Source organism: Sorangium sp. So ce119 (assembly GCF_051524405.1).
GTDB classification, from domain to species: Bacteria; Myxococcota_A; Polyangia; order Polyangiales; family Polyangiaceae; genus Sorangium; species Sorangium cellulosum_G.
Genome location: NZ_CP150311.1, coordinates 905,009 through 923,289, shown reverse-complemented (window position 1 = coordinate 923,289; position 18,281 = coordinate 905,009). Strand labels below are relative to the sequence as shown.

14 protein-coding genes are annotated in these 18,281 nt (G+C 70.8%); 4 read left to right on the top strand and 10 right to left on the bottom strand.

Annotation, left to right across the window (positions count from 1 at the left end; genetic code table 11):
* The first annotated feature begins 102 nt into the window (after positions 1-102).
* Entirely contained in the window at positions 103-1,797 is a 1,695-nt protein-coding gene (locus WME76_RS47835) for a SpoIIE family protein phosphatase (protein WP_437962894.1), read from the top strand.
* A gap of 92 nt (positions 1,798-1,889) precedes the next feature.
* Here the strand turns inward: WME76_RS47835 and WME76_RS47830 are convergent, their stop codons facing one another.
* The 5 genes from WME76_RS47830 to WME76_RS47810 form a co-directional block, all read right to left on the bottom strand.
* The gene (locus tag WME76_RS47830) at positions 1,890-3,293 is read right to left on the bottom strand and encodes a hypothetical protein (protein ID WP_437962893.1); all 1,404 of its coding nucleotides are present in this window, start codon (positions 3,291-3,293) and stop codon (positions 1,890-1,892) included.
* Positions 3,294-3,381: 88 nt separating this feature from the next.
* Positions 3,382-5,217 carry a hypothetical protein gene (locus WME76_RS47825; protein WP_437962892.1) on the bottom strand — a complete coding sequence of 612 codons (1,836 nt, stop codon included), beginning with the start codon at positions 5,215-5,217 and terminating at the stop codon, positions 3,382-3,384.
* Positions 5,210-6,778, bottom strand: a complete 1,569-nt coding sequence (locus tag WME76_RS47820; RefSeq protein WP_437962891.1) for a GumC family protein — start codon at positions 6,776-6,778, stop codon at positions 5,210-5,212. The genes WME76_RS47825 and WME76_RS47820 overlap by 8 nt, the downstream gene beginning before the upstream one ends.
* A 291-nt stretch (positions 6,779-7,069) precedes the next feature.
* Positions 7,070-7,369: an STAS domain-containing protein gene (locus tag WME76_RS47815; protein ID WP_044985570.1), complete on the bottom strand. Its 300-nt coding sequence runs from the start codon at positions 7,367-7,369 to the stop codon at positions 7,070-7,072.
* Positions 7,366-7,953 (bottom strand): ATP-binding protein, encoded by a 588-nt coding sequence (locus tag WME76_RS47810; protein WP_437963032.1) that lies wholly within the window; start codon positions 7,951-7,953, stop codon positions 7,366-7,368. The genes WME76_RS47815 and WME76_RS47810 overlap by 4 nt, the downstream gene beginning before the upstream one ends.
* A gap of 65 nt (positions 7,954-8,018) precedes the next feature.
* Between WME76_RS47810 and WME76_RS47805 the strand changes: the two genes are divergently transcribed.
* Positions 8,019-8,750, top strand: a complete 732-nt coding sequence (locus tag WME76_RS47805) for a sugar transferase (protein ID WP_437289037.1) — start codon at positions 8,019-8,021, stop codon at positions 8,748-8,750.
* 96 nt (positions 8,751-8,846) lie between these two features.
* On the opposite strand, the gene WME76_RS47800 is transcribed toward WME76_RS47805, so the two are convergent.
* The 5 genes from WME76_RS47800 to WME76_RS47780 form a co-directional block, all read right to left on the bottom strand.
* The gene (locus tag WME76_RS47800) at positions 8,847-10,223 is read right to left on the bottom strand and encodes an O-antigen ligase family protein (RefSeq protein ID WP_437962890.1); all 1,377 of its coding nucleotides are present in this window, start codon (positions 10,221-10,223) and stop codon (positions 8,847-8,849) included.
* A gap of 116 nt (positions 10,224-10,339) precedes the next feature.
* Positions 10,340-11,305 carry a hypothetical protein gene (locus WME76_RS47795; RefSeq protein ID WP_437962889.1) on the bottom strand — a complete coding sequence of 322 codons (966 nt, stop codon included), beginning with the start codon at positions 11,303-11,305 and terminating at the stop codon, positions 10,340-10,342.
* 87 nt (positions 11,306-11,392) lie between these two features.
* Positions 11,393-13,903 (bottom strand): hypothetical protein, encoded by a 2,511-nt coding sequence (locus WME76_RS47790; protein ID WP_437962888.1) that lies wholly within the window; start codon positions 13,901-13,903, stop codon positions 11,393-11,395.
* On the bottom strand, positions 13,900-14,910 hold the full coding sequence (locus WME76_RS47785; RefSeq protein WP_437962887.1) for an NAD-dependent epimerase/dehydratase family protein: 1,011 nt from the start codon (positions 14,908-14,910) through the stop codon (positions 13,900-13,902). The genes WME76_RS47790 and WME76_RS47785 overlap by 4 nt, the downstream gene beginning before the upstream one ends.
* A complete protein-coding gene (locus tag WME76_RS47780) occupies positions 14,907-15,995 on the bottom strand; it encodes a Gfo/Idh/MocA family protein (protein WP_061613920.1) in 1,089 nt (362 codons plus the stop codon). Before WME76_RS47780 ends, WME76_RS47785 begins: the two co-directional genes overlap by 4 nt.
* Positions 15,996-16,209: 214 nt before the next feature.
* Here WME76_RS47780 and WME76_RS47775 point away from each other — a divergent pair, with 214 nt between their 5' ends.
* A complete protein-coding gene (locus WME76_RS47775) occupies positions 16,210-17,451 on the top strand; it encodes a glycosyltransferase (RefSeq protein WP_437962886.1) in 1,242 nt (413 codons plus the stop codon).
* Positions 17,452-17,730: 279 nt separating this feature from the next.
* On the top strand, positions 17,731-18,108 hold the full coding sequence (locus WME76_RS47770; protein WP_061612387.1) for an STAS/SEC14 domain-containing protein: 378 nt from the start codon (positions 17,731-17,733) through the stop codon (positions 18,106-18,108).
* The last annotated feature ends 173 nt before the right edge of the window (positions 18,109-18,281 follow it).

Sequence of the window (18,281 nt, the reverse complement as noted above, 5' to 3'; positions counted from 1 at the left end):
CGCGAAATTGCCAGCATCCCCTTGATGTCAGGGCGCCGGTTCGGTACCCATCGAAGACGGTCCATGTCCACGCCGCCGCCCATGGTCGGGCCAGGTCGAACGATGTCGCCTGCAGATGAGAGCCTGGGCGCTGCGCCATCGAGCTCGGATTGGAAGGGGCACCTGGAGATCCGCCTCGGCGATCTCCCGGGGACGCGGCGGCCGCTGACCGAGTCCCATATCGTCATCGGCAGGGCGCCGGGCGTTCAGCTCACGCTCGACCACTACACGGTCTCCCGGCGCCACGCGGAGCTCTTCTGCGATCCGTTCGGCAGGTGGTGGATCCGCGACCTCGGCAGCACCAACGGCACGCTCGTCAACGACGAGCGGATCAACGAGAAGGTGCTGAAGCCCGGCGATCGCATCGGGATCGGCGACTACATCCTCGAGTTCCAGCTCACGGCGCGGGCCCCCCGCGTGCCGCTCGAACCGGGCGGCCTCCATTTCGAGGAGGACAAACCGACCGCGATCCGCAAGCTCGGGGAGCTCGACCCGCCGCGCATCGCCGCGAAGCACCTGTTCACCCTGATGGACCTGTCGCGTCGGCTCCTCAGCATCGAGGACGCCACGGACCGGTTCGACGCGCTCTGCCAGCTGATGGTCCGCGAGGACTTCCACGGCAGCATGGCGCTCGCCCTGCGGCTCCGGCAGAACGGCGCGCTGACGATCCTGTCCGGGCCGCACCGCCCGTTCCAGTCGCTCCGGCGCGAGGACTCTGTCGCGCCGCCGTACATCTCGCGCCGCGTGCTCGCGGCGGTGCAGGACACGCGCGAGCCGGTGCTCGCCGGCAACCTGGTGAGCGACAGCGCCACGGTCGAGCTCACGATGTCGCGCGACGTCATGGCGCTCTGGGTCGTCGCGTGCCCGCTGCGGGTCGAGGAGCAGCTGATGAACCTGCTCTACGTGACCTTGCCGCCCGACTTCGGCAGCGTCGAGTGGCTCGGGCTCATCGCGCTCGCGGCCGAGGTCTACCAGCAGGCCGAGTCGGCCTGGGAGGCGCGGCGCCACGCGCAGGCGCACGCGGCGATCGAGCGCGAGCTCGAGATGGCGCACCAGATCCAGCGGACGTTCGTGCCGAAGCGGCTGGAGTTCAAGGCGCTGGACGTGGCGCTCGGCTTCGAGCCGTGCCGGTGGGTCGGCGGCGACTACGTGGACATCGTCCCGATGCCCGACGGCCGCCTCCTGCTCGCGGTCGCCGACGTCTGCGGCAAGGGGCTCCAGGCCGCGCTCATCGGGTCGAGCGTGCACACGATGGTGAGGGCGACGGTCGACGCCGGCCGCGGGATCACGGGCATGATGGACCGGCTGAACGCCTACCTCTGCGAGTACCTGCCGGAGCAGTCGTTCGTGACGATGGTGGCCGTCGCGCTCGACCCGGCGACGGGCCGCATGGAGTGCGTCAACGCGGGGCACCCGCCGGCGCTGGTCGCGACCGCGGAGGGCGGCCTGCGGCACCTCCAGGCGGCCGTCAACCCGGCGCTCGGGATCGGCCTCGTGCCCATGGAGGCGCACCAGAGCGTGCTCGCGCCCGGCGAGGTGCTCGCGATGTACACCGACGGGCTCACCGAGCTGCGCAACTCGTCCAAGCAGATGCTCGGCCTGCACGCGCTCGGCACGGGCTTCGCCAAGCTGTGCGCCACCAGCGCCGGCCGCCCGGTCGCGTCGATCGCCGACAAGCTCACGCAGATGCTCGAGGAGTTCCGCGGCGATCAGCTCCCCGAGGACGACAGGGCCTTCCTCCTCGCGCGCCGCACCTGAGCGCGCGCCGAGCGGCAAACCGGCCGCGCTGGGGGCGTGAGGACGGCGAGGACGGCCGGGCAGGCCGGTGAGGCCGCTCAGGCGACAAGGCGTCAGCGCGCGGCGTCGCCGGCCGCCGCCGGCTCCGAGCCCTCCGGCGGCTCGATCGGCTCCGGATCCCGGTGCGGCGGGCCCACGGGCCCCGCCGAGCCGAAGGGCTGGGTCATCGAGATGCGCGAGCCCGCCTCCATCCGCCGCGGGAACGCGCCCGACACGGACACGAGCAGCGCGTTGCGCACGATGCGCGTGTCCCCCGCGGTCCTCGCCGCGGTGTGCTGGTTCGTGTGCTGGTAGCGGAGCGCGAGCGCGAAATCGGGGATGACGATGACGGGGCTCCAGAGCAGCGCGACGTCGGTGAGCACCGCGGTCGTGTTCGGCCCCGTGACGAGCTCTCCCTCGCCGTTCCTCTCGAGGGGCCGCGCGAGCTGCACGCCGGCCGAGCCCTCGACCGACAGGCGCCAGGAGGGGCGGAGGATGGGCGCGGCGGCGCGCAGCGTGAGCTGGTGCGAGAGCTGGATCTGCTGCAAGAAGACGTTGGGCGCGGCCGCGTACGTGTACGCGAGCTCGGCCTCGCCCCTGTCGTGCGTGTAGCGCAGCGCCGCGAGCCCGGCCGGACGCACGAGCGACACGGCGTCGCCCTTCAGGTCGGTGGCGACGACCCCGCCGACGTCGAGCTGGCTCGAGAAGCGGCGGCCGAGGTCGTGCTGCCAGCTCGCCACGAGCGTGCTGAGGAGCTGGTCGCGGTCCTCGTACACCTCCGGGGCCTCGGGGTCGGCGTCGGGGTTATCCACCTGGACGTTGTCGAAATGGGTGTAGCCGACCGAGAGCGCGAGCGACGCGATGTCGTGGCGGAAGATCCGCTGCGCGCTCAGCGTGTTCGCCGCGCTGTACGTGCGCTGCGGGGGGTCCAGGAACGGGTTGTAGACGAGGAACGTCGCCGCCTGGCCGAGCTGCCAGACCGGCGAGGGCTGGAACGAGAACCCCTCGTTGACCGACCCCTGCACGAAGTTCGTCGTGCCGCCCTCGGTGCCCGTGATCGTCGTGGTCCCCGGCGCCTGCTCGAGCTGGAAGGTGTTGAGCTGGCCCTGCGATCCGGCGGCGCCGAGCGTCAGCGTCGTCCTCGGCGACGTGACGAAGCGGCCGGACCACATCGCCATGTTCGAGTACGAGTTCGCCTCCGAGTTCAGGAAGAAGAAGCTCGCCGCGAAGGTGTAGGACAGCGTCTGCGAGGTGCGCGGCGTCGTGTACGTGAAGATCAGGCCGGGGCTCACGGTCCCGAAGCCGTCGGCCTCGGGCCCAGGCCCGGCCGGCGGCTCGGCCGCGGAGCTCACGTTGTCGGTGACGCCGAGCGACCCGGTGAAGACGCCCTGGAGGTACGCGTCCTGCGCTCGGGCGTCGTGATGGGTGAGGATCGCGCAGCCGAAGGCCGCGACCGCAATACCTCGTCCGGAGCGCATGAGGGCCGCAAGGTAACAATGGAGGCGGCGCGAGGCTACGCCTCCCCCACCTTTCGACGCGGGAAGCCGCCGGCCGCGCGCCGAGCGCTCAGGCGTCGAGCAGGACGACACCGAGGATGGGCGCCGGCCGGAGCTGCTCGATGGCCTGGCGGATCGCCTTGCGGGTCGACTTCTTGACCAGGGACGTCATGACCACGCCGCTCACCGAGTCGGCGATCACGTTCACGTCCATGCTGCCGAGCACCGGCGGCGTGTCGATGATGATGTAGGAGTAGCCCGCGCGCTTGAGGCTCTCGATCGCGCTCGAGAACGCCACCGCGTCGAGGATCGGCGGGCGCTCCTTGCTCGGATCGACGGCCAGGATGTGGACGGGCGTCTGGAGGGTGAGCCTCGGGTCGGGCGACCTGCTGCCCGACGGCCCGTTCCGGTCCGACGACTCGGCCGAGTCGTCGCTGGGCGCCACGGCGGGCGCCGGCGCGGCCTGCTCGACGACGACCCAGGGCGCGTACCGGTTGCTGACGTGGCGCTGGACCTGCTCCGAGAAGCAGCTCGGCGGGTCGAACCGCAGCGCCCTGGCGATGCCTGGCTTGCGGATGTTCGCCTCGACGAGGAGGATCCGCCCGCGGACGGTCTCGCGCAGCGCGAGCGCGAGGTTGATGGCGCAGGTCGTCTTGCCCTCGCCCGGCGACGCGCTGGTCACGGCGATCGTGGTCCCGACGCCCGACGGCAGCTTGCGCCGGAGCGTGCGGTAGGCGTCCGCCTGCGGCGAGTACGGGGCGTGGACCATCACGATGTTCGGATCGACGGCGTCCGGCATCGGGAACGGGCGCACGGTGATCTCGCCCGGGCCGCCGAGGGACTCCTCCGGGAGGAGCCCGGCGGTCTCCGGCCCTGAGGGCAGGGAGCGCATGTGCTCGATGTGGAGCGACGGCGGCTCCTCGAACGTCGGGTCGAGCGACTGAAGCTTCGCGTCCACGGCGTGGTGCGCCGGGGTCGACACCACGCGGTTGAAGATGAGCGAGGGCGGCGAGGCGAACGTGCTGGTCCCCGTGCGCTCCAGCGGCCTCTCGGGCGGCGGCTGCTGCGGCGGCGGCTGCGGCGGAGGCACCTCGCGCACCGTCACCGCGGGCGGCACCACGCGATCGAAGACGAGCGACGGGGGCGAGGGGAACGTCCCGCTGAACGAGCGCTCGAGCGGCGGCGACCCCGCCGGGTGCGCCGGCGCGTCGCGCACCCCCACATCGCGCGCCGGCGGCGCGATGACGCGCTCGATCGGCACCGGCCCCGACGCGCCAGGGCCGCTGGACACGAGCCCAGGGCTGCTCAGCGTGGCGCTCAGATCGATGACGCGCGTCACCCCGGAGGGCACGCCGGGCCGCTCGGGGCCGGGCGGCAGCGCCGGCGCGTGCACGCCGTGCACCGCCACATGGCCCGGGTGCCCGCCGTGGTCCGCGGGCGCACCCCCCGCAAGGAACAGCGTCGCGGCCGACGGCCCCCGGGGGGCCGCCGGCTGCTGCATGCCGGGATGGACGCCCGGCATCGGGCCGGGGCCGAGGCGTAGCCCCATCCCGTGCGGCGGCTGCGCGTGGCCCGAGGGCGGCAGCTCCTGGCGGATGGTCGGCGAGTCGAACGCGGCGTTTGGGTCCTCGTGGCTGGAGCTCGGGCGCTCCGCCGAGACCACGTCCTCGGCGTCGTTCGCGAGGCGCAGGACGCGGGCGATCATCTCCTCGCGCACGTCCGGATCCGGCGCGATCGACCGCCAGTTGCCGACCACGTTGCGGAGCCGGCGCGCCTCGATGACGAGGGCGCGGACCCGCGCGGTCTGCTCCGCGCGACTCAGGAAGTCGCAGACCTGATCGAGCGCCCGCTCCAGAGAAGCGACCGGCGGGGGCTTCCCCGGCTCAGCACCGCCTGTCTCAGCCACGGCGGCCTCGGGACGCGCGCGTGGCGGCCGGCACGATGACGAGCACCGGAGCGAGCGCCATGCGATCGATATCTTCCATGTCGTAAACCCGATCGTCGAACACGATGCCACGCGCCGCGGCGGCCGCGATGCCGGCCGCAATGGACATGAAGAGCCCGCCGATGGCAAGGATCAGCCGCGAGGGGCTCGAGGGCGCGCTCGGCCTGTACGCCGGGTCGAGCACCTCGATCTGCGCCGAGTAGCCGCCCTGCTCCGAGCTCGCGGCCATCTCCGCGCGGAACGACTTGCCCTCGAGGTCGGCGAGCCGCTGCTGCGCCCGCGCCTTCTCCCGGCTGAACCGGGACCACTCCGTCTCGGTGTTGATGATCGCCTTCGCCGTCTCGCTCGCGTCGGCCGCGTTCCCCTTCTTCGCGCCCCTGCGCGCCGCGATCTCCCGCTCGAGCGCGGCGAGCTGGGACTTGATCTTCGCCTTCTCGGCCTCGTCGGTCGCGGCGACCTCCACGATCGGCTCCGGCGGCGGCGGCAGGATGAGCGCCTCCTCGGCGCGCCGCAGCGCCGCCTCGGCGTTGCTCACGCGGGCCGCCGCGGCCCGGACGTCGGGGTGCTGCTCGGTGAAGCGGGACTGCTTGTCCGCGAGATCCCGCCGCGCGGTCGCGAGCTCCTGCTCGGCCTGATCCCGCTGCCGGACGAGGGCGGGGGACGGCGCCCCCCCCGGGGAGCTCGGCGCCGCCTGCTCGGGCTTGCCGGTGAGCCGGGCCCGCAGGCGGGGCACCTGCCGCTCGAGGGCCTCCAGCGTCGGGTCGGCGCCGGTGGTGCGGCTCTGCTGCGCGCGGATGGCGGCGCCGGTCTGCGCGCCGCCGGGCGCGGCCGTCTCGGCGGCGAACTCGGGGTGCTGGGCCAGGAACGCCGCGAGCTCGGCCTCTGCCTTCTCGACGTCCTGCTCCGCGCGCTTCAGCTCGGCGTCGAGGAACTCGTTCGTCAGCTTCGCCTGCGACCTGCGCATCCGCGTCGTCTCCTCGACGAGGATGTCCGCGAGCCGCTGCGTCACCTCCTGCGCCTGCTCGCGCGTCTCGCCTTCGGCCGAGATCGCGAAGGTGTCGGTCGAGCGGGCCTTGAAGGTGATCTTGAGGCGGAGCCGGTCGACCGCGTCGACCATGCCCCGCTTCTCGAGGACGTCGGGAAAGAGGTTGAACTCGGTCACGACCTTCTCGAGGTTGGAGCGCGCGAGCAGCGTCTCCTTCAGCCGCGCGGAGAGGGTGCGGAGCGGGTCGGGGCCGTCCGGCCCGAGGTACGTCGCCTTCACGCCCTCCCGGTAGAAGATCACGGTCTCGGAGCGGTACGCGGGCTTCCTCGACTGGACGACCAGCACCGTGAAGCCCACCCCCGCGAGCGCCACGAGCACCGCCACGTACCAGTGCGCCAGGGTCCGGTTGATCATCGCGCTGATGCTGGGCGGCTGCGGGCCCGCAGGCCGCGCCGACGTATCAGCGGGAAGCGCCCCGAGCGGCTCCTGGGGCGGGGGAAGCCCGGCGGGCTGCTGGTTCATCTTCCAGTTGTCCATTAGTCCCCGCTCCTCGAAGGTTGGCTTGCGCCGCTCGGCCCGGAGCGCAACCACCCCGGTCCGGCAGACGGCTGCCTATGGTAGACGTGTGCTGCCCGAGCGCCAGCTTGTTGCACGCGGCCCTGTGCGCCGCGTCTCTGCGCTTACTCTGCGCCTACTCCATGCCCCGCCACGCTCGCGGACAGGCGTGGCCGCGGTCCAGCGCCGGCGCGACGCCTTCGTCGACGCCGCGCCGCCCTTGCCTGCGCTGCCGCTGTGGCCAGGTCGGCGGCGAGCACGCCGCCCCAGACGTCACGTCGGGAACACCCGGTCGAGGCGCAGCAGGCGGAAGATGGCGCGCGGCTGATCCCTCAGCCCCACGATGCGCACCTGGCCGCCGTTCGCGCGCACCCGCTTGAACAGCGAGACGATCACGCCGACGCCAGAGCTGTCGATCAGCCGGAGCGACGAGAGCTCGAGCGTGATGTTCTGGCGGTTCTCGGCCACCAGCTCGTCAACCAACGTCCTGAACTCCGGTGCGGTCACTGCGTCGAGGGTCCCCTCGAACTGCACGACCGTCTCATTGCCGTTATCGGTCCGCGTATAGCTCATTGGATTTTGATTCCCCCAGCGGCGCGGGCTGCGCCCGATCGGGAGACGCTCCGCATTCGGAAACTGCTCGTCCGATGCCCCGTCGCCTCGGCGAAGTCGACATCGGAATCCTCTTGTTCACTGCTGCCTTCGCTGCCGTCCCCGGCGATGCACGAGCTGCCCTCCCGCCGCTTCACCAGGCGGAGGACATTCGGGCTGCCGGGATGGTAGTCGACCTCATCCATGAAGGATTTGATGATGAACAGCCCCATCCCGGACTCGGGGAGGTCGTCGATGGGAGGGTTCTCGATGGCCGCGGGATCGAAGCTGCACCCCGTGTCCATCAGGCGGATGACGATGCCGTCCGCGTCGGACTCGATCTCGATGTCGACGTCGCCCGGCGGGCCAGCGCGGTATCCATGAATCGCGATGTTGTTGAACGCCTCGCCGAACGCCGAGACGGTCTGGGCCTCGAAATCCTCCTGGCTCAGGCCGGGCGACCCGCCCTCGACCCTCCCTGGCGCGGCCATCTTGCAAGCGGCCGCCACCACGCGGAGGGCGAGGTGGCGATAGGTCAACGAACCTGGTACTCGGAGTCGGATCACGCCCAAACCTCCATCCGAGCTTGTACCCTACCACGTTCTGAACTATGGGAGCCACAAGGTAAACAGTGACACCTGGCGTTCGTGTAGCGAAACGTGCGATCGACATCGCGGGCTCGCTCGTGGGTCTCACGCTGACCCTCCCGCTCTACCCTCTCATCGGCGCGGCCATCTACCTCGAGTCGCCCGGGCCGATCTTCTACATGCAGCGCCGTGCCGGGATGCTCATCGGCACGGAAGTACGGGACGGCGTCGCCTACCCGCGGTTCGTCGAGTTTCACATGCGCAAGTTCCGTTCCATGCGCGTGGACGCCGAGAAGATGACCGGGCCCGTGCTCGCCCAGCAGGACGACCCGCGCATCACCCGCGTCGGGCGCTTCCTGCGCAAGACGCGGCTCGATGAGATCCCGCAGTTCTGGAGCGTGCTCATGGGCGACATGAGCATCGTGGGGCCGCGCCCCGAGCGGCCGGAGCTGCTCGTGAACCTCGCGCTCGCCATCCCGTTCTTCGAGGAGCGCATGCGCGACATCAAGCCGGGCATCACGGGCCTGGCGCAGGTCTCGCTGGGCTACAGCGGGCGCGCCCCGGCGGAGAGCGAGGTCGCGGCGTTCGAGGCGACGCTGACCAACCCGTTCGGCCTCGAGGAGGCGGAGGGCGCCGAGGCCGACGACATGCGGATGAAGCTGCTCTTCGACCTCGCGTACGCCGCGTCGCTCGAGAAGCTCTCGACGTTCCTCCAGATGGAGCTGTCGATCATCCTGAAGACCCCGCTCGTGATGGTCCTCGGCCTCGGGCGCTGAGCCCGGAGGCCGGCCGCCCCGCGCCCCCGGCGCCCGCCTCGCGGCGGCGCCGGCCCCGCGCGTCAGCGATCCCTGATGGGGCGCTGACCGGCGGGGCTAAGCCCTCCTGCTCAGCACGAAGATCACGAGCACCAGGAAGAGATCGGCCAGGATGAGCCGGTACACGTCGCGCTTCTCGAGGCGGATCGAGAAGTTCGGGTCGACGCTCTTGATGGCGCAGTACAGCGCCCCGGCGAGGCCGAAGTAGATCCAGAGCACGTAGTGGTAGGTGAACGAGAGGAAGAAGATCCCGACCATCATCCCGCAGAACCCGGCCATCACCGCCATGGACCAGGCGCGGATCACCGCGAAGTGGGCGCCGTGCTCGTACCGCTTGAGCGCGACCAGCGAGATCTTGAGCGTGAGATAGATCATCGCGGTCCACGCGAACATCCCGAGCGGGCCGAGCTCCGAGAGCGCGAGGAGGTAGGCGTTGTGGGCCGTGAGCCAGTGGTGCTCCGTGAACTGGCGGTAGCCCGCGCCCATCAGCGGGAACATCCGGTAGATCAGGAGGCCCTCGGAGAGGATCTCCGTGCGCTCGTTCGCCGACTCCTCCGCCTCGCCGCCGCCGCGGCCGCCGAGGAGCATGAGCGGCGCGGCGAAGACGGCGCCGAAGATCGCGCCGCGGACGCCGTACTTCTTCACGAAGTAGACGCCGAGCACCGTCGCGAAGACGAGCTGGCCGCCGCGCGACTGCGTGAGGATGATGGCGGTCGCGATCACGAGCAGCGACGCGAGGACCAGGAGCGCGCGCGCGAGCGATCGCTTCTGCTCGAAGAGCGCGAAGCTGAACGGCAGCACGATGCCCGAGGTGAGCGCGAGCTCGTTCGGATCCTGGAGCACGCCGCGCCAGCGCACGCGGCCGTTGATCGTCGACGTCTTGAAGAGGCCGACGCGCTCGCACAGGTACTCGGCCTCGGGATCGGCGCCCGGCCCCTCGCGGCAGTCCACGCGGGCCTCGCAGGCGCGGCCGTCGGGGATGCCCGCCTCGCCGCGCGAGCCGCCGATGGTCTGCGTCATCGCGAGGCACTGAAACGACGAGAACCCCTGGTGGATGGCGACGCCCGCCACGAAGAGGCCCATCACGAGCACGGTGCCGGCGAGCTTCTGGAAGGCCTTGAAGCCCTCGGGGCTGTGCCCGATGAGGAAGAACAGCACGAACGTCACGCTGATCGAGACGAAGCCCTCGGAGAACTCGCCGGGGTTCCGCAGGCCGAGCGTGAGCACGCACCAGAGGTAGACGACGATCGCCCACCGGAGCTGCGGGGTCGCCTTCAGCCGGACCTTGCCCAGGGCGAGGTCGAGGCCCATGCCCATGAACGCGAGGCCGAGCCACAGGTAGAGGAACGGCAGGTTCTCGAACCGCTCGTCCCACTCCTGCGGCCTGCCGTAGATGAAGATGATGAGAAGGATGACCCCGGGGAGCGCGAGCATGTCGAGGGTCCTCAGCGAAGACGCGGTTCGGGTGGAGGGCGACGTTCCGGAGAATCGCGGCCCGCGTCAAGCATGTCGCGCTCGCTCCTCCAGGCGGGAAGGCCGGGCGCGCGGCGTCACGTGCTGAGGCCCATGCGGCGCACGGCCCGGTTCAGGAACGGCACGAACTCGTCCGCCGCCTTCTCGTTGCCCTCGCGCGACGGGTGGTTGTCGGTGCCCCCCTCCGAGCCGTACTGCGAGAAGTTGGACTCGCCCCTGTTCGTGAGCACGTCGTAGTAGTCGAAGACGACCACGTTCTTCTCCGGATAGGTGCTGAGCCAGCCGTCGGGCGACTTGACCCAGTTGTTGAACGAGCGGGCGTGGTCGGCCTGGCGCTGCAGGACCTGGGCCTCGGAGGGCTTGCCGAGGATCTGCTTCGCGGTCCACTTCCAGGCGGGCTCCTTCGAGCGCTTGAGGACGTTCGCGGGGGCGGTGACGTAGACGAACAGCGTGTCCTTCCGCTTCGCGAGCTCGGGCAGGAGAGACGCCAGCGTGGCCTTCGCGTTCCAGACCGTGAGCTCCGGGCCGGCGGGGTTGCCAGGGGCGGTGCCCTCGCCGACAAAGCGGTTGTTGGGATAACAGGACTTGAAGACGACGATCCGGTTCACCACGCCGTCCGGGTGCATCTGATCGTTCATCGCGACCCGGAGCACCTTGTCCATCCTGTCGCGGAACTTGGGCGCCCAGTGGAAGAGGTCGGTGTCCTCGCCGATCGCGCTGCCGTAGGAGGCCTCGTGGACGCGGTAGCCCTGCTCCGTGAGCTTCTTCTTGAGCCCGCCGCCGTTCGGGTGCGTCTCGTAGACGCACGAGGCCTTCTCCTTCTCGGGGCCCGGATCCGTGAGCATCTGGCCGCCGACCGAGTGGTGGATGAAGAGCAGATCCAGCGGGGCGTCAGGCCGGGCGCTCGAGTAGCCGGACAGATCGAGCGAGCCGGCCTTCGCGATGGGGCCCGTCGCGGCGGGAGCGCTGCCCTCGACAGGGATGAACAGGGCGCCCAGCGCGACGACGAACGCGCCGGCAGAGACGAATAGCTTCTTGCTCATGACATCTCCGTAGAAGACGTGGCGGGGGAACCTAAATTATCGCAGCGCGCCGCGCCGAGGACAAGCCGGCGCCCCGCGGGGGCGGTTTCAGAAGGAGAGGACGCCGCCCTCGTCGGCCTTGGTGGCCGAGCCGGGGCGGATGGTGATCTCGTCGCCGCCGCTGCCGGGCTTCTTGCTCACGTCGTACGAGGCGCCGGGGGTGAGCCCCGTGACGAGGTGCCTCGTCACGCCGGCGGGCGCGGTGTACTGGACCTGGGACACGGCGCCGAGGTCGACCGGGAACAGGACCAGGGTGCCCTTCACCGCGGCGCCCGCGAAGGGCGTGCCCTGCTTCGTGCGCACGACCGTCGCCGGGTCCGCCGCCGCCTTGCCGGCGGCGCCCTGGAGCACGTGGAGGAAGCGCGCGTCCCTCGGCATCGGGGACGGCGGCTCGGTCCGCAGGGTCGCGAGCATCGACTCGAACTCGGCCGGCTTGGTGTCCCAGGTGCCCGTCGGCTTGTACGGCTCGGCCGTGACGACGGGGTTGTCGGGCAGCAGCGCGGTCACGAAGAGCTTCTGCCCCTTCGGCGTCGTGACGGTCGCGAGGTTCCCCGCGACCTGCGCGACGCTCGGCGTCTGCAGGAAGAAGCGCTTGAAGCGCCCCTCCTTGCCCGTCGCGGCGCGGTCGTAGATCACGAGGTGATCCGGCTTGAGCCACACGAGCGCGCGGCTGACGTGCTTCACGTCGCCGATGTTCTCGTAGTCGGAGTTGTAGAGCGGGGTCGCGTCGCCGAGCACGTAGACGTGGTCCTGCGCGAAGCTCTTCGCGAGCACCCGGGGATCGTGCGTGTGCACGAGCGGCCACTGGGAGCCGCGCTTCCAGAGCTCGCCGCGGTTCGGGTCGTCGTGGCGGCGGTTCCGGTCGTTCTCGACGGCGAGGGTGTTGTGCTGCTCGGAGTTGCCGAAGAAGGCGCCGTACCCGATGCGCTCCTTCGTGAGCCACTCGCCGCCGCGGTAGAAGCCGAAGCTGAGGCCGTCGCCGTGCTGGTGGTCGATGTGCTCCCAGCCGAGCTGGTAGTGGAGCCACGTCGCGTCGGGCCCCCAGCTCGTCCGCGCGAACACGTGGCCGAGGCCGGCGCCGTAGTGCGTGAGCGGGATCGAGGGGCGCGGGTCGGTCGGGGTCACCGCCGGGTCGAGCAGCAGGAAGTACAGGATCGAGTGCCGCTTGTGCACCTGGCCGAGCGTGGAGCGGGCGCGCCGCGCGAGGCCCGCGGCGCCGCCGGGGCCCGAGTGGATGGCCATCCAGCGGAGCGCGTTCAGGCGCTCGGCGTTGCCGCCGTTCTGGGCGTGGAGGCCGAGCGCCGCGAACGGATCGATGTGATCCGTGTACTCGTAGCGCTGGCCGTCGCCCGTCCACGCGGCCTCGTGGGTCGGCCCGATGCGGCCCTGGGGCGTGGCGGGGCTCAGGCTGTGGAGGTGGGCCGGGATGAACTCGTGCCAGAAGGGGTTGCCGTCGAGGTGCACCTGCGGGCCCCACTTCGCCGGATCGGCCTCGCCCGCGGTCTGGATGGCGAGGAGCGTCTCGCTCACGTAGGCCAGCGTCGCGGGGCCGTACTGGAAGCCCTCCGGCGGCACGCCGCCGCGCGCGTCGTTCCGGAGGACGCTGTCGGTCATGTAGAGCCACGCGCCGGCGACGTTGGCGAAGTAGTCCCGGAGCCGCGGGTAGGCGCCCTTGTGCTTCTGATCCGGCGGGTCGTCGGCCTCGTCGAACGCGAGCGACATCAGCGTGAGGTTGCGCATGTGCGACGTGAAGTAGTTGTTCACGGCGTACCGGCGCTTCCTCGGCTCCTTCAGCATCACCGGGTCGTTCAGCTTGCCGATCGGCTCGGGGTGGGCGTGGCTCGTCGTCGTCGACCTGAGCTGCTCCTCGGCCCAGCGCAGGAAGACGGGCCGTATCGCCGCCTTGTCCTCGGCCGAGAGGTACCCGTAGATCCAGTCGACCGTGAGGCCGAACGACTCGCCGGACCAGCGGGCGCGGTCGCCCGTGGAGAACCTGCGGTTGAAGGGGTCGCTCTGATCTCCCTTGTTCACGCGCTCGACGATGTAGAGGAGGATCTTGCGCGCGCGAGCGGCGTAGTCGTTGCGGGCGGCCTCGTCGCTCGAGATGAGCGACATGAAGGCGAACAGCTCGGCGTGCGCCTCGCAGTAGACGCGGCTGAAGGCGCAGTCGCCCTCGGAGGGGATCTGGCCCTTGTCCATCGCCGCCACGGCCTCGGCCGTGACGGTCGCGAGCTCCTTGAACAGGGGGTTCGCCGGCGTGGCGCGCGCGCGCAGCTTCGGCAGGTCGGCCTCGCGCACCCAGAGCCGCGGGTGCCCCTTGACCGGCGCGGCCGGCGGCGCGGGCGGCGCCTGGAAGCGCGGCGCCGCGACCGCGAGGGCCGCGACGCCGGACTGCGTCTCCTCGGCGCCGGGCTGCGCGCCGGGCTGCGCGCCGGGCTGCGCGCCCGCGCCGCTGTGCACCGCCGGGGGCCCCGGGGTCTGCCGCCGGTCGCAGCCGGCGAAGAGACCCGCGAGGCCGAGCGCCAGCGCGAGCGGCGCGAGCGACCGCCCGCGCGTCATGTCGCGCGTTCCCGGAGATACGCGAACGTGCGCTGCAGGCCCTCCTCCGTGGGGACGAGCTGCTTCCAGCCGAGCGCCTTCAGCTTGGTGTTGTCGAACCGGTTCCCCTTCCAGGAGGTCGAGCTCTTGTACGGGGTGAAGACGGCCGGGAGCTGCCCCTTCGAGTAGGCGTGATAGCGCTCCACGAGCTTCGATATCCCGGTGAGGGCGACATAGGGCACCGAGATCGAGCGGATCGGCTTCACCTCGCGCTTGTAGCGGGCGAGGTAGACGTCGGCCGTGGGCAGGTCGTCGTCGTGGACGTTGTAGACCTGCCCCTTCGCGACCTCGCTCCGGCCGGCGATGGCGATCGCCTCGGCGCAGTTCTCCACGTACGAGAGCGGGAGGATGTTGCGCCCGCCGAGGTGCAGGAACACGCCGAACAGGCTCATCCCGACGCGGCCGGAGAAGGCGTTGCCGCCCGGGCCGTAGATGACGCCGGGGCGGAGCACCGTGAGCGGGAAGCCGTAGCGCGCCTGGTACTCCCAGAACAGCTTCTCCTGCCGGAGCTTCGCCTGCGAGTAGAGGTCCCGCTGCGCGGGCCGCGACTCGAGCGGGGTGTTCTCGTCGACGATGTACCCGCGCGGGAGGTCGGCCACGCCGTAGACGCCGAAGGAGCTGATGAGGATGACCCGCGGCGATCGGCCGGTGTGGACCAGCGCCTCGAGCAGGTTCTTCGAGGCGACCACGGTGTTCAGGAACATGTCCGCGGGCGCGCCGCCCATGGCCGCGGCCACGTGGTAGACCACGTCCACGCCCTCGACCGCGCGATCGGCGGCCTCCTTCGTGGCGAGGGAGCCCACCACGACCTCGAGGGGGACGCCCCGGCGCTGCTCGATCTCCTCGAGGCGCGCGCGGTTGCTCGCCGGGCGGACGAGGCAGCGGATGTCGGTCTCGCCGTGGGCGAGCAGCCGGTCGACGAGGGCCGACCCGAGGAAGCCGTTCGAGCCAGTGACAAGGACTTTCATGTACGCGCCTTCTCCTGCGGGACCTGCCGGAAGATCTCATCCATCATCCACGCGACCCGGATCATGTCCCGGTACGAGATCGGCAGCTCCGCGCCCCGGGTGATGCTGTCGTAGAAGAGCCCGATCAGGCGGTTCATCCCCGAGAAGAAGTGGAAGTCGCTGCGGGCGAACCGCACGACGTTCTTGCCCCCTTCGCGCAGATAGGAAAGGGCCTGATCAAAGGCGGGCACGACGCGGCCGATGGCGCTCGGCAGCTTCGGCGACGCGTCGAGCGTGACCGTGCGGCTCGTGAAGTCGACGTGGAGCGTGTTCTTCGTGCCGTAGACGCGGAGGAAGTGCCCGGGCGGCCGCGCGTGGGACGAGAAGGTCCCGTACGCGCTGACGCGCGCGCCCTGCACCGTGACGCGGAGCTCGTCGAGCATGTCGTCGCGCGCGTCGCCGAAGCGCTTCTCCCGGAGCGCGTAGGCGGTCGCGGTGACCTTCGGCTGCTCGTCGTCCACGAACTCGACGACCTTGTTGAGCAGGTGGTCGATGTTGTTGTGGAACAGCTTGCCCGGGAGGCGGTGGACCCAGTGCGAGCCGTCGCCGAGGAGCGCCGCGCCGAAGGGGCCGGAGAGGTTGTAGCCGAAGCAGCTCTCCACGTGGACGGGGTCGCCGATCACCCCCTCGCCGATGAGGCGCCGCATCTCGACCGCCGGCGGATCGAACTGGTACTCCCAGCCGACCGTCATCTTCTTCCCGGCGGCGGTGCAGAGCTCGATGAGGCGCCGCACGTCCGAGAGGTTCAGCGCGGTCGGCTTCTCCACGTAGACGTGGGCGCCCGCCTCGATGGCGCGCCGCGCGAGGAACAGGTGGGACTGCGGAGGGGTGGTGATGTGGACGACGTCGGGCTTCTCGACGTCGAGCATCCGGTCGAACGAGTCGTAGTGGCTCGGGATGCCGTAGCGCACCGCGATCTGCTCGGCCATCAGGAGCTCTAGGTCGCAGACAGCGACGACCCGGGCCCGCTCCGGCATCTTCTGGATCTCTTCGATGTGCCCGTCGGCGATCTTGCCGCAGCCGACGATCGCGATTTTGAGGGTCATGGGGCGGCGGAGCGTACCGCAACGGGGCAGCCGAGAGCTAGGCTCTCGGGTCGCTCGTCGCGCGGCGAGCGTCGTCGGGGTCAGGCCGCGCGCGGGATCGACGCAGGACGCGCGCGATCACGTGTGGGTCACGCGCGGTGGACGTGCCTGGTGACGATCGCGGCGGCCTCGGGTAGGCTGCGCGGCGCATCATCACAAGGAAGGGCGGTGATTCGTGCGCGTGCTTCATGTTCTTCATACGTCGCTGCCTGTCATTGCGGGGTACACGATCCGCAGCGACTACATCATCAAGCATCAGGCCGAGCACGGGATGCGTCCGGCGGTGGTGACCTCGGCGCAGCAGGGGTCCGGGGACGCGCTGAAGGAGGAGATCGGCGGCATCTCCTACTGGCGGACGCGCGAGCCGTCCGGCAAGAAGCTGCCGGTCGTCCGGGAGCTCTCGCTCGTGCGGGCGCTGGAGGCGCGCGTCGAGGACGCGATCCGGGAGTTTCAGCCCGATCTCGTGCACGCGCACTCGCCCATGCTGGTCGGGCTGCCGGCGCTCGCGGCGGCGCGCCGCTTCCGGCTGCCGCTCGTCTACGAGGTGCGCGACCTCTGGGAGAACGCCTCGGTCGATCGAGGCAAATTCGCAGAGGACTCGGTGCCTTACAAGATCGCGGCCGGCCTCGAGAGCATCGTCTACAAGTACGCTGACGCGACGGTGACGATCTGCGAGAGCCTGAAGAACGCGGTCGCGCCGCGGGTGCGCAGCACGGACGCGCTCTACGTCGTGGGCAACGGCGTCGACTCGGACAAGTTCGCGCCGCGGGAGGCGCCGCCCGGCGCCTGGGAGCGCTTCGGGCTCGCCGGAAAGCGGCTCATCGGGTACGTCGGTACGTTCCAGCCGTACGAGGGGCTCCAGACGCTCATCGCGGCGATCGGCGACATCGCGCGGGAGATCCCGGACGCGCACGTCGTCATCACCGGGGCCGGCGGCCAGGAGATGGAGCTCAAGGCGTTCGCCCGCGAGAGAGGGGTGGAGTCCAAGGTGACGTTCACCGGGCGGGTGCCGCACGACGAGGTGTTCAACATCTACGCGATGGCGAGCCTGCTCGTGTATCCGCGCATCCGGACCCGGACGACCGCGCTCACGACGCCGCTGAAGCCCCTCGAGGCGATGGCCATGGCCCGTCCCGTGATGGTGAGCGACGTCCCCGCGATGGGAGAGCTCGTGCGCTATGGCGAGACGGGGTTCGTCTTCAAGGCCGGCGACAGCGCCGACCTCACGAGGCGGTGCGTCGAGGCGCTGAAGGACCCGGCGCGCCTCGAGCAGGTCGGCAAGAACGCGCGCGAATGGATCCTCAAGGAACGACAATGGCCCACGCTGCTCTCGCAGTACGCGACCATCTACGAGAAGGCGATCGCCGCGCGCCGCGGGCAGGGCAAGGCGCACGTCGCCGAGGCGCGCACGGCGTGAAGGGCCGCGCGCGCCGGCGCGTCGCCCCGCGCCGGGCGCGCTCCCCCCGCGGATGAGCGGGGGGCGGCGCGGGCGGCGCGGCGTGTTTCCAGGAAGTACGCCGTCCGCCCCGCGCCGGGGCGCCGCCGTCTCCCGCCTCCCTGCGCGCGCCTCTCATGGCCGACCGCCGGCATCGCGGCCGCCCGGGGGGCGCGATCCCGGGGCTCGCCTCCTGCAATCCGGGGTATGATTGCGCGGCCCCATCCCGCCCCTTCGGGCACTGGCAGGAGGTCTCTCAACGTGTTCGAGATCAAAGTCGACCGGATCCACGCCATCGTGGATTTCGTCCTCGAGGGTCGTGTCCGCCTCGAAGAGATGGAGAACTTCGTCAGCGAGCTGAGGAAGGCGTGCGAGGGCCTGCAGGGCCGGGAGATCAAGATCAAGGCCGATGTCCGCGGCTTCCGGCCGATGGCGCCCGAGGTCGCGGAGAAGATCCGCGCCGTCCAGGAGTTCGGCCTGGAGCTCGGGGTGATGCGCGTCGCCGAGATCATCGAGAGCGACATCGTGGCGCTCCAGCTCAACCGCGTGGCGCGCGAGAGCGGCACGGACAAGGTCCTCCGGCGCTTCTGGGACGAGGACGCCGCCCACGAGTGGCTCCTCCACGGGGATCCGGAATAGCGGTCCGCCGCGCAGCCGATCGTCAGGCGGCGCCGGGTTGCCTCGGGTCAGCCGTCCTGCCAGGGCTCTGCCTCGCAAGGGGGAGAGCTCAACGCAAAGGCGCAAAGACGCAAAGGCGCAAAAATGCCTGAATTTATTGGTTTTTTTTCTTTGCGCCTTTGCGCCTTTGCGTT